Genomic DNA, 12373 nt, shown 5'->3' on the forward strand with positions numbered 1-12373 from the left:
GGAGTCCACTATGGGACTCCCTTTTTTAGTGTTTTAAAACACTTTCTTTGATTTAGTCTCTGCTAATCCTTCATCTCTTTTTTGAAGAAGAATAGCATCATTCCTGAAACAAGAGTGAGGGCAGGCAAGAGAGCTGAACTTACTTCTTCTCCTGTTGCCGGCAACTGTTTGCTTGTAGAATCTGCTACAGTTCCCTTAGCCTCTGCTAATGGCTTATCTTCTCCCATAGGCTGTGGTGCAGGAGTTTCTACAGTTGTTGGTGCACTTGGTTGAGCTGCATCCTTGTACACTACTGCATAGACACCTAGGTGTGGAGCTACAAATTCAAGTGCTGAACCTTTCTGTTCAAACTTCACTTCTTGCAATTCTTGATTTGCATTCATAGCATAGACATTGGCTACATCAGACGCCACAGCGACTTGAACAAGGGCTGCACCTTTCAATTGAACAAGTTCGCCTTTCTCATTCTTCAATTGAATTTGATAAGCATCGAAACGGCGACCTTCCAAGACTTGGTTAGCAACCTTATCGACCTCTAGAACAGAACCACCATTGAGGTCCCCTTCTCGAGCAATCAGTTTCAAGTTTGTTGATGAATCTTTCAAGACCTTCAATGTGCTATCAGTTGATGGACTTTCTTCCTTGGTTCCAACTTCGACGATGCGGTCTTGGGCTTCCTCACGTTCAACCTTAAGAACCTTACGGTTGTCACCATCGACTTCTACATAAGTCGTTACTTGTCCGTCTTTTCCTTCAGAAACGACTTGTTCCTTACCTTTAGCTAAATCAGCATTCTCACGGCGAACAGTCTTGAAGGCGATTGGTTCTTTCTCTACTTTTAGATTTGGTAGATTAAAGTCCAAATTCATAACGCCTTCTGTCGGCATAGCAGTTCCTTCTTGAGTACCGACTTCAACGATGCGGTCTTGAGCTTCCTCACGTTCAACCTTAACAACCTTACGATCGCTACCGTCAACTTCTACATAGGTCCTTATTTGTCCGTCTTTTCCTTCAGAAACGACTTGTTCCTTACCTTTAGGTAGAAGAGAATTTTCACGACGAATCGTATTGAAGGCAATCGGCTCTGTCGTTACTTCAAGGCTTGGTTGAGTTACACTCAATTCTTTAACACCTTCAGCTGGAAGATTTGAATGTTTCACTTCCTCTTCTGGCTTACTTGGTTCCTCTGGCTGTGCTGGTTCTTCTGGTTTGCTTGGCTCTTCTGGTTTACTTGGCTCTTCTGGAGCTGGTTCCTCTTTTGGTGTCGCCTGAAGATTGTTGATAGATGTCAAAGCGTCTTGCAAGGCCTTATCTACTGCATCCTGAGTTTTGGCTTCTTCAATAGCAGCTAAGGCTTGTTCTGCTAGTTCAACTAGTTTCTTCTTAGCTTCCTTGTCATCACCCAACTCAGCTGTTTTACTTTTAATGGCTTCGGACAAGCTTGCCATAGCTTTATCGTAGTCAAGCTTAGGCTCTACTGGTTTGCTTGGCTCCTCTGGCTGTGCTGGTTCTTCTGGTTTTGATGGTTCCTCTTTTGGAGTTGCTTGAAGACTGTTGATAGATGCCAGAGCTGCTTGCAAGGCCTTATCTACCGCATCCTGAGTCTTAGATTCTTGGATAGCTGTCAAGGCTTGCTCTGTTAATGCAACTAGCTTCTTCTTAGCTTCCTTGTCATCACCGAGCTCAGCTGTTTTTCTTTCAATCGCTTCGGTCAGACTTGCCATAGCCTTGTCATAGTTAGGCTCTTCTGGCTGTTTTGGTTCTTCTGGAGCCGGCTCCTCTTTCGGAGTTGCTTGAAGACTGTTGATAGATGCCAAAGCTGCTTGCAAGGCCTTATCTACTGCATCCTGAGTCTTGGCTTCTTGGATGGCTGTCAAGGCTTGCTCTGTTAATGCAACTAACTTCTTCTTAGCTTCCTTGTCATCACCAAGTTCAGCTGTTTTTCTTTCAATCGCTTCGGTCAGACTTGCCATAGCCTTGTCATAGTTTGGTTCTTCTGGCTGTTCTGGTGTTGGCGTATCATCTGTGCCATAATTTTCTTCCTTATCAAGGATCGTTTGCAAAGCTGCTACTGTCTTCAGAACTTCTTGTGCATTGGCTTCACTTGCTGAAAGTTGCTCAGATAATTTATCCAAGTTTGACTTGAAGGCTTGACGTGCCTCTGGAGTATTCTTCAAGCTTGTCTGGTCAAACTTAACCAACTCATCCTTCCAGTTCTTCATGGCTTGGATTAACTCTGCTTTGGTATAAAGAGCACTACCTTCACCATGAGTGATGAACTGGTCAACTTGGATACCAATATTTCTCGTAGTATCATTACGTTTTGGATCCAATTGCAAGGTTACAGCATGCCAACCTTCTTCGAGTCCAGTCAAACGAACAAGAGTCTGACCACCTTGACGAGTAGTAGCTGTACCACTGAAGTACTTCTTACCGTTGTACTCAGAAGCATTACCTAGGCCATCTTGATACTCGACTTTTCTACCGTCTAACGTCACCTTGTAGATACCATGTCCTGGATCCACATATCCTTTGATCTCAAGACCTGTTCCGTAGAAGTAGGCTGTTACGCTGGCATTTTTCTTCTGCTCTTCTGTCAAACGTCCAAATGACGCCCATGATTCTGTATTTTGGTATTTATCAGCTGAGTTCGTTTCATGGTTCCAACCTGGACTATAGTCAAGCTGAGTTGCCTGATCGTCATAGCTTGTTTGGTCTTTTATGAGCAATTCTGCCTTCATCACTCGAATAGTAGCTTCTGAAGCAAAACCAAGAAGGGCATTGTCAGAAACGCTAGTCATTTTCACTTTGAAGTCAAAGATTGAATCAGCTTGCTCTGTAAAGTCGATCGTTGGAATCGTGATTGTTTTCTCAGTTTCACCATCTTGGAAAGTCAGGTCAGCAGTTGTGTCCTTGTACACTTTACCATGAACCCCTGTTCCTGGTTCTGTTACAACATGGACTGTTGCTGTTCCTTTGCTACCACCAACACGTTTAATGGTTACAGTAACCGGTTGACCTTTTTGAACTTCATAGGTCGTTTCTTTCATCTCAAACATACCTTTACCAGCATTGTTGAGCGTGTAGATACCTTCCGTTGCAATAGGCTCGCCAGTCTTATTGACAAGCTTGATAGTATGTTCACCTGGAGCCAAGTCATCTGTTTCATAGACCATCTGACTACGCTTGCGAGCTGCATTTTTGGTTTGTACGTCTGCAACCTTTTGACCATCCACGTAAACGGACATTTCACCGTGGTTTGGATCAACTGTAGACACTACATATGCTTTTGTTCCAGTGAAACGGTAGGTTACACTAGCATCTTTTTGGTTAGTCCACATAGATGTTCCGCGGACGCCTTCAGATTCATCATACCAAGTTGTATTCTCTTTATCAGCAGTTGTATTTGAATGGTAATCTAGTCCTAGAGGGTAACCATCTGTCTTCTCGATACTGCTTGGTGTCTTATAAACAGAGAAGTTTGTCAAAATTGGAGTCGCTTGTGCACCAGTAATGGTTACACGAATCTTTTGTGCCTCTACTGGTTGACCTTGGATAAGACGACGATAGCCAACAGTCGAACCTTCACCGTATGGTACCCAACGTCCATTAAGTTCAACTTCAACCTTGAAGCCAGAGATACGTTGACCCTTAGCGATATCTTCTTTGAGTTCGACTACGTCAAAGCGTCTCTTTTGTCCAAGATCGACAGTAAATTCACCTGTCTTAGCATCATTTGCGAGTGCCCAGCTCGTATCATCCTTACCATCTGTTAGGTGGCTTGCTTGATACAAGTGATTCTTACGAGTAGAGCTTGCAGTAACTATTGCACCCTTAGCGAAGTCAGTCGCATACATTTGGTCCAAGGTTGCTCGGAATTCTTTCAAGCGAGCTACATCTGCATCTGCGAATCTACCTTCTTTATTTGGTGGAATATTGAGTAGAAGTGGCGTTCCACGACCAACAGATTTGAAGTAAATATCCATCAAATCTTTGATTGATTTTGGCTGTTGATTGTCATGGTAGAACCAACCTGAACGGATAGAAACGTCTGCTTCACCGACAGAGTACATATCTCCTTCTGGATCCCCATGGTTGAGATATTCATTCTTCACATCGTCAGTGATTTTAGCTTTCTTGACCTTATGCCAAACTGGATCTCCGGCGATACCACGTTCATTACCGATCCAACGGACACTTGTTGGTTGAGCAGAGAAGATAGCGATATCTCCTTCAGCTTCCTTGATGTACTTGAACCACTCATCAAAGGTATACGTTACTTTTTGAGCTCCGCTACCACGCGCACCGTCCATCCAAACTTCGATGAATTTACCTTTGTTTCCGTATTTAGGATTGCCAAGGATTTCCTTGAGTTGGTTGAGGTAGTATTCGTTGTACTCTTTCTCAGTTGCAACATGATATTTAGGATGGTTGGCATCCCATGGTGATAGGTAAACACCCATATTCATGTCATACTTAGTTGCTGATTTAGAGATCTCTTCGAGAAGGTCTCCCTTACCATCTTTCCACGGACTAGCAGCGACCGTATGGTCTGTATATTTAGATGGATAAATTACAAATCCGTCATGGTGTTTTACAACCATGATTGTTCGTTTGAATCCAGCATCCTTCAAAGTCTTAATCCACTGATCTGTATCAAGGTTAGTTGGATTGAAGTACTGAGGATTTTCTCTACCGTTCCCCCACTCAGAGTTGGTATAAGTATTCATACCATAGTGGATGAAGGCAGCCAATTCTTCCTTGTGGTAGTCCAATTGAGCCTTGCTTGGAAGTGGACCGTAAGCAGCAATTTCTGTTTCTTCATCTTTTGGATCAACCACTGGAGTTACAGGAGTTGCTGGTTTTGGATCTTCAATCTTTTCGTATTCAAAAATAACTTCATTCACCCCTTTATGCTTGATAGTCGCTTCTTGACTTGCATTTACTGCACGATAACCTGCAATTTCTTTAGCTTGGAATCTATGAACAAAGGAAACATCGTATTCCTTACCTTCGTTATTATCCACATCTGCAGTTGTCAACTCTTTATCAGAGTCTTTTAAGCGATAGTGAACCTCAAAGGAACCTTTGTTAACTTTATAGACTACTTTAATGACACGAGTTCCTGCAGGAGCCTTGCTCACAACACTATAATCATCTTCCCAAGCATCTTTTAGCTGTTTATTGACAGCTTTGCCATCAATCGATACAATCTCATATTTTTCTTTATTCTTCTTGAAGAAGTCAGTCTTTTCAATTTCTGTTTTATAGTTATAGTTGAATTGAGCACCAACTTCTGCCTTATCTACAAAGGTATCGTTTTCTTTGACTGGGTTATCATTTTGGTCCACATGCTCGATAACTACACGGCCATAGTCAACGCCTTCAAGGAGAGTTGCTACACCACTCTCATCGAATGAATATTTGTTTTCACCGATAACTGCTGTCTTATTTCTTAACATTTCTCCCTCTGGAGTGAAATAATAACGGCTACCGTTATCGCCTTGATACCAGCCTTTAACACCGTATTTATCAATGATTCCTTTAGCCCATGCTAATTGTTCTGGAGACAAGACTAGACCTCCTCCAAAGCGATCTTTTTCAGCAATGTTCGCATTATCAACAGTACCACGTTGGTGGATTCCAATGACCTTACCATCACCGTTAATAATTCCACCACCAGAAAGACCAGAAACAGAAGTCAAACGATAGGTAACACCTACTGTTCCCTTATCGTCATACTTTTCAGTATCTCTAACGACACCGTCTGCCTTATACAATTGACCTGGCACAATTGGTTCCTTCAATTCTGGAGAAGTTGAATCTGTAGGATAACCAATCGTACTAACAGGTTCTCCAGCTTTGTATTCCCGATGCTCTGCTAAAGGAGTAAAGGTTGCAGCCTTATTGGGACTTGCAATCTGTACTGGAACTGGAGCCACAACCAAGGCTAGGTCATTTTTGTACCCTTCACCAAACTTTTCTTTATTCCAGAAATGAATATCCCTTTCTTGGAACAAAACAGTTTTTCCTGAAGTTGGCAATGATCTTTCTTTTGGAGTATTAGAACCAACATTGTAGTAGAACTTAGCAGTATCACCACCTAAGATATTACCAGCATTGGTTTCAGCATCCTTCTTCAAGAAATTGTGAGCGACTGTCAGCATGATATTTGGAGCCACAAAGATACCTGAACCTGAATTAAGGTAACGCTGAGTTCCACCGTCTGCTAGAGGTGAACTGTAGATTGTGTAAATCATGGTAGCCGATGTAGCTGGTTGCCCCTCATAATTGATATGCTTAAGGTCTTGGCCACCATTGATAATGGCTCTATTTTCTTTTTCGCCTTCAGACGGAGCCACTTCTGTAGGTTTCAAAATGCTCTTAGTCTCTACTTGTGGACTTTCTTTCTCTGAAACAATGGCTGAAGTATCCATTTTTTTCACTGGCGTATCAGGATAGGCACGGTCAGGAATTTCTACTGGAAGTAAATCTCCAGCCTCTTCAGTAGTTTTAGTTTCTTCTGTTACTTTTTCTGTAGCAGGAGCTGCTTGTTCAGCAACTTCTTCTTTTACAGGATTCACTACTTCTTTAGTTTCCTTAACTGCTTCAGCTTTTTCTTTATCGACATCGATTAGTTCTTTGGCTTGACCTTCTACTTCCAGTTTTGGCTCTGTCACAACTTCGTTAGCGGCAACATTTCCAGATGCAAAAAAAGCCAGTCCAACTGCCACAGAGGCTACACCAACCGTTAGTTTACGAATACTGAATATACGACTTTTTTCTAAAAAATACTGTTTCATCAAATTCTCCTAATGAACAAAAGCAGTCAGCTACTGCAAGAGCCCAGTTTCTGCTGGCGACAATTTTATTTCTCAGTGCTACTTTAAAACTCTTCTTCCTCCCACTCTTATCTTCTGTTTAAATTCATTTTTTAGAAATCGCTTACATTTTTTTCTGAATAAAAAAATGACTTGATTTTACAACCGCTTTTTCGAGATTTCTCAGTATAATAAATATACTATATTATCCCAAGAAATGCAAGGGCTTCCAAAGTTTTATTAAAATTTTACCTAACTTTTTTCCTGCCAAAAAAACCTAAATTGGCAAAGCCAATTTAGGACTGTTTGGTTCTGAAATGATAATAAGCACCGAGCATGCCAGCAGTATTTTGATGGTGGGCAAATTCAAGTCGAGTCTTGTCTGCCAAGCTTGGAACAAGTGAATCTTTCAAAGCCTTACGGATTTTTGGTTTCAAAATTGCTTCTTGCCCCATGATACCACCACCAAGGATGACAACTTCTGGATTGGCAACATAACAAATATTTGCGAGACCCTTACCAAGGTATTCCACCATGCGGTCAATCCCCTCCATACAGAGTTTATTGCCTTCGGTAGCTTCTTTGAAAATTCTGCGACCGTTCCACTGTTCCACTTCATCTCCATGCGCATCTGCTACATACTTAACAAGAGCTGTCGTAGACGCTAAATCCTGGAAAGCTCCATCCTGCATATGCAGATAACCAACCTCACAGGCAGAATTACTAAAGCCATGGAAAACTTGTCCATCTATGATCAAGCAACCACCGATACCAGTCCCAATCGTCAAGCAAAGGGTAATACTTGCACCCTTTCCTGAACCAGAGACAGCTTCAGCAAGCCCTGCACAGTTAACATCATTTTCAATTTCACAAGGAATGTTAAAGCTTTCTTCAATTTCCTTTTTAAATTGGGTTCCGGCATAATTTGGAATCTGTGGACCAGCGTAGAAAATCTCACCCTTATCAGGATCAACCATTCCCGCCGAGGAAATGGCTACACCTGACACTGGTCCTTTTTCTAGATAGCTAGCTACGATATCTTTTGTTTTCTGTAAGATGTGTGGACCACCCTTGTGAGCCTCAGTCGCTACTTCGTTAGACTCTACAAGCTGTCCATCCTGATTAATCAAACCATATTTGATATTAGTTCCACCAATATCAATTGCAACGTAATTAGTCATAAAACCTCCTATTGATTAGAGGAAACGCTCCTTAGTTTCACGAATCAATGCCGCAGCAGCTTCTACAACTGGACGATCTTCTTCGGTCACTGGTGTAAGCGGAGAACGAACTGATCCGATGTTAAGTCCTTCATTGATTTTCAAGACTTCTTTGATCACACAGTACATATTCCCATGAGCTGCAGTCAATTTACCGATGATAGCGTTGATAGCGTATTGCAATTCACGCGCTGTTTCTAGGTCCTTATCCGCAATCAATTGGTTAAGTTTCAAGAAGAGTTCTGGCATAGCACCATAAGTACCACCGATACCAGCTTTTGCTCCCATGAGACGTCCGCCTAGGAACTGCTCGTCTGGTCCGTTAAAGACGATATGGTCATCGCCACCAAGGCTAACAAAAGTTTGGATATCTTGAACTGGCATTGAAGAGTTCTTAACACCGATAACACGTGGGTTTTTCAACATTTCTGTGTAAAGACTTGGAGTCAAAGCAACACCAGCCAATTGAGGAATGTTGTAGATAACATAGTCTGTATTTGGTGCAGCAGCACTGATATCGTTCCAGTATTTTGCTACTGAGTACTCAGGCAAACGGAAGTAAATTGGTGGGATTGTTGCGATAGCATCTACTCCCAAACTTTCTGCATGACGAGCCAGTTCAATACTATCTTTTGTATTGTTACAAGCTACGTGAGCAATGATGGTCAATTTACCTTTGGCAACTGCCATAACTTCTTCTAAGATCAATTTACGGTCTTCTACACTTTGGTAGATACACTCACCTGAAGAACCATTAACGTAAAGTCCTTGAACACCTTTATCAATAAAGTATTGTACCAAGGCACGAGTACGTTCTGGGCTAACTTCACCCGCATCATCATAACATGCGTAGAAGGCAGGAATGACACCTTCATATTTTTTTAAATCTGACATAGATTTCTCCTAAGATTTCTTTTTTCTGCTTTGAGCAGATGATTTTTTACTATTTTAGTATACACCTTGTAAAAAGCGCTTTCAATACATCTCAGCCACTTAGATTTTAATTTCTATTCATCTCCCATAGCTTTTCTTGTTTGAAAGTAGTTTCATGTCGTTTTCAATCTGCCTGATATTTAGCAAACAATTTTTCCATTAATCCAGCTTGGCAAAAGGCAAGAAGACCGAAGCCAAAGAGTAGAAATGCTGAACCACCAAGCACTAGAGTGAAGCCTGATAGATAGAGAAGCATCATGATTAACAAAATAATTGCAAGCATCAAGAAGAACCAAACGAAATTAAAACTTACCAAAAGTAAGCCCTTTTGGAGCACTTCTTTCCAAGTTAATTCATAGCGTGCAGCAATTGGATAGCTAGCCAACATAACTAGTGTTAAAAATATCAGAATTCCCAAGCAAATAGCTTTAATGAGCTGAAAGGCAACACCAGTTTGACTCCAAAATAGTGATAAGTCAACCACACTGATCAAAAAGATTCCTAATTCCAGCAAACCTAACTGAAAACCTAATTTCAAATTTTGCTTGAAGGCTCTAATATAGATTTTGAAAACAGGAATACGACGGCTGCGCTTCACTTCAAAGATTGTCTGATAAAGACTGATTTTAGCTACTCCAATAGTCACAATAGGCAAACAAGACACAACAAAGAGTAGGTTAACCGTCACGATATCTAAAACTTTCTCGCAAAAACGCATCAGAAAGTTATCCGTATCGAATGCCGCTTTTATCAATCCAGATCCTTTATGTGCCATTGTTTCTCCTCCTAACTGACTAATCGATTAAAATTTTAAATAAATATTTGCGAACTTTATCTTCCATACCTGCATAAGCGTTAGGCTGATGAGGTTCTCCTGGGAAGAAAACTGCAAAATTATGATATCCCAACAAGAGTGGGTATTGTTCGTGACAATGAACAAAGCCAATATCGCTAGCTTCATCAAAGGCTACAGCCTCATCTTTGATACGAGAACCGTAGCTAGAATATTCATGTCCTTCAACTAACAAATGCAAGTCTGCATAGTTTTTATGATGCTCAAAGCGATCATTTTCTTCTTTGTTGAGAACATTTTCTTGTACAACTAAGAAGACCTTATCTCCATCAATGTCGTATTTACCTAATTCAAAAGTATCTTTACGATGCTCATAGAGATAATCGATGGCCTTATCGAGATTTGGGTGAATTCCCTTGTAAAAGCTAATGTTTTTTAAATCATCAAAAATCATAGTAATTTCCTTTACCTGATTGTTATCTTCAGACACAAAATGTCTAGCCAGTAAGTTTATAAGTGTCTAACAAAACTTCATGAAGTAACCAACTCCTCTCCATTTTGTCGACACTTATATATCCTGTATTCTCTTAGTCTATCAACTATACTTCTGCATTCTGATAAACAGATTGTACTATATTCAATTTTCGCAGAGTATTAACCTTTAACGGCTCCCATAGTAATCCCTTGAGTGAAGGATTTTTGGAAGACAAGGAAGACTGTTACGATTGGCACCGCTGCAAGAGCAGCCCCTGCCATGATTAATCCATAGTTGGTTGCCATTTCAGCCTGCATGGTTGCAACCCCTAGTGAGATGGTCAAGTTGTTACGAGATGTCAACATAACCAACTGCATGAAGTAGTCATTCCATGTATTGATGAAGGTAAAGATTGCAAGAGCTGCAAATCCTGGTTTCACAATAGGGAAGGCTACGCTCCAGAAAGTACGAATCTCACCACATCCATCGATTTTAGCAGATTCGAGCAATTCTGTTGGAATGTTTTCACTGAACTGTTTCATGAGGAAGACCCCAAATGGCCATCCGATCAAAGGCAAGATAACCGCCCAAAGAGTGTCATGGATTCCCATGAAGTTGACGATACGTACCAATGGTACAAGGACAACTTGTTTTGGAAGAGCCATGGCAGCGATAAAGATAGCGAATAGAATGCGTTGTCCATAGAAGCGTTTCTTAGCCAATACATAACCTGCTAGGGATGAAGTTGCACAAACCAAGAACATAGTTACCAATGAAATGAAGACTGAGTTCCACATCCATTGCAAGGCTGGGTTTTGCACCATCAATTGTTGGAAGTTCTCCATTGTTGGAGCTTTAGGGAACCATTGTGGTGGAATCATAATGGTATCTGGTTGTGATTTGAATGCACCTGTCAAAATCCAGTAGAATGGAAAGATAAAGAGTACAGTCAATAAAAGCAAGAAGATGGTTGAAATAACAGTGAAGGCTGTTAAAGGTTTCTTTTGTGTAGATTGCATAGCTGTCTCCTTTCTATTAATATTCTACGTCGTTTCCAAGTACTTTAAATTGAACAAAGCTGACAATTGCGATCATAACTGCCAAGAATACACCAATAGTATTGGCATAACCATACTCAGTCAATTGGAAGGCTTTTTCGTAAAGGTAGTACATGAGTGTACTTGTTGAGTAGTTTGGACCACCGGAAGTCAAAAGCTGAATCAAAGCGAAACACTGGAATGAGTTGATTGTTGTAATGATTGCGATATAAAGAGTTGTTGGAAGGAGGCTTGGCCATTTAATCTTCCAGAAAACTTGTAACTCAGTAGCTCCGTCGACACGTGCCGCTTCAACAAGAGAGTTGTCAATATTACCCATTGCAGCGATGTAGAGGATGATTGGTTGACCAACTGATGTTGTCAAAAGAATAATCATAATCGCCATCAAAGCCCAGTTTTTGTCACCCAACCAAGAAATGTTTTGGCTAATGATATGGCTTGACTTAAGCACGAAATTCAAAATACCTGATAGAGGATCATAAATCCATTTCCATACAACCGTTACGGCAACACTACCTGTTACAACAGGAAGGAAGAATACGAAACGATAGAAGGATCTAGCAACTGCATTTTGTTGGTAAGTTTGTGATGCCACAAATAGTGAGAATAGTACAACGACTGGTACAGATCCGATAACTAAGATTACGGTATTAATCAAAGATTTTGTAAAGACAGGGTCTTTAAACATGCGGATGTAGTTGTCAAGTCCCACAAACTCAAAGCTAGTCATCGAGTAGTTAAAGAAACTAGTGATGAATCCCATGATCATTGGAGCTAGGACAAAGACGGTAAAGAAGATTAATACTGGTGCTAAGAAAGCATAAGAAACAATTGTTTCTCTCATGCGAATTTTATTGACTTTCACAGTTGGCACCTCACTTTCAAATAGTTTTTGTTTTTTTGATTGTCGTCTGACATTGATGTAAAATCAAAATGAAATTTTTTCCAAGAAAAGCCTATGTAAGAACTTCATTTTAATTTTGACCTGTCAGTTCCTTACATTTTTTAAACAAAACTCCCCCTTTTCGTACACAGATGTGCACAGGGAAAAGGGGGTGATTTTACTTTTTATT

At 40.8% G+C, this 12373-nt stretch carries 7 protein-coding genes; all 7 read right to left on the reverse strand.

The genetic code is table 11. The features are described 5' to 3' along the window. Positions 1-62 precede the first annotated feature (62 nt). Complete coding sequence (locus tag KBU52_RS06325; protein ID WP_254724825.1) at positions 63-6803, reverse strand: alpha-L-fucosidase; 6741 nt, start codon at positions 6801-6803, stop codon at positions 63-65. A 314-nt stretch (positions 6804-7117) separates the two neighbouring features. Then, positions 7118-8002: an ROK family protein gene (locus KBU52_RS06330; protein ID WP_254724826.1), complete on the reverse strand. Its 885-nt coding sequence runs from the start codon at positions 8000-8002 to the stop codon at positions 7118-7120. Between the two features lie 15 nt (positions 8003-8017). Then, positions 8018-8935 (reverse strand): dihydrodipicolinate synthase family protein, encoded by a 918-nt coding sequence (locus KBU52_RS06335; protein WP_049548138.1) that lies wholly within the window; start codon positions 8933-8935, stop codon positions 8018-8020. A gap of 163 nt (positions 8936-9098) precedes the next feature. Next, complete coding sequence (locus KBU52_RS06340) at positions 9099-9749, reverse strand: YesL family protein (RefSeq protein WP_254724827.1); 651 nt, start codon at positions 9747-9749, stop codon at positions 9099-9101. 19 nt (positions 9750-9768) lie between these two features. Beyond that, entirely contained in the window at positions 9769-10221 is a 453-nt protein-coding gene (locus KBU52_RS06345; RefSeq protein WP_254724828.1) for a YhcH/YjgK/YiaL family protein, read from the reverse strand. A 200-nt stretch (positions 10222-10421) separates the two neighbouring features. Beyond that, complete coding sequence (locus KBU52_RS06350; protein ID WP_004250812.1) at positions 10422-11261, reverse strand: carbohydrate ABC transporter permease; 840 nt, start codon at positions 11259-11261, stop codon at positions 10422-10424. 16 nt (positions 11262-11277) lie between these two features. Then, a complete protein-coding gene (locus KBU52_RS06355; protein WP_053092415.1) occupies positions 11278-12144 on the reverse strand; it encodes a carbohydrate ABC transporter permease in 867 nt (288 codons plus the stop codon). Positions 12145-12373: the final 229 nt, after the last annotated feature.

The organism is Streptococcus sp. 9.1(2021), assembly GCF_030466425.1.
In the GTDB taxonomy this organism is placed as follows: domain Bacteria; phylum Bacillota; class Bacilli; order Lactobacillales; family Streptococcaceae; genus Streptococcus; species Streptococcus wuxiensis.

Coding starts and splice junctions, on each gene's coding strand:
- KBU52_RS06355 (WP_053092415.1), bottom strand. CDS start 12,144: ATGAGAGAAACAATTGTTTCTTATGCTTTCTTAGCACCAGTATTAATC.
- KBU52_RS06330 (WP_254724826.1), bottom strand. CDS start 8,002: ATGACTAATTACGTTGCAATTGATATTGGTGGAACTAATATCAAATAT.
- KBU52_RS06325 (WP_254724825.1), bottom strand. CDS start 6,803: ATGAAACAGTATTTTTTAGAAAAAAGTCGTATATTCAGTATTCGTAAA.
- KBU52_RS06335 (WP_049548138.1), bottom strand. CDS start 8,935: ATGTCAGATTTAAAAAAATATGAAGGTGTCATTCCTGCCTTCTACGCA.
- KBU52_RS06340 (WP_254724827.1), bottom strand. CDS start 9,749: ATGGCACATAAAGGATCTGGATTGATAAAAGCGGCATTCGATACGGAT.
- KBU52_RS06350 (WP_004250812.1), bottom strand. CDS start 11,261: ATGCAATCTACACAAAAGAAACCTTTAACAGCCTTCACTGTTATTTCA.
- KBU52_RS06345 (WP_254724828.1), bottom strand. CDS start 10,221: ATGATTTTTGATGATTTAAAAAACATTAGCTTTTACAAGGGAATTCAC.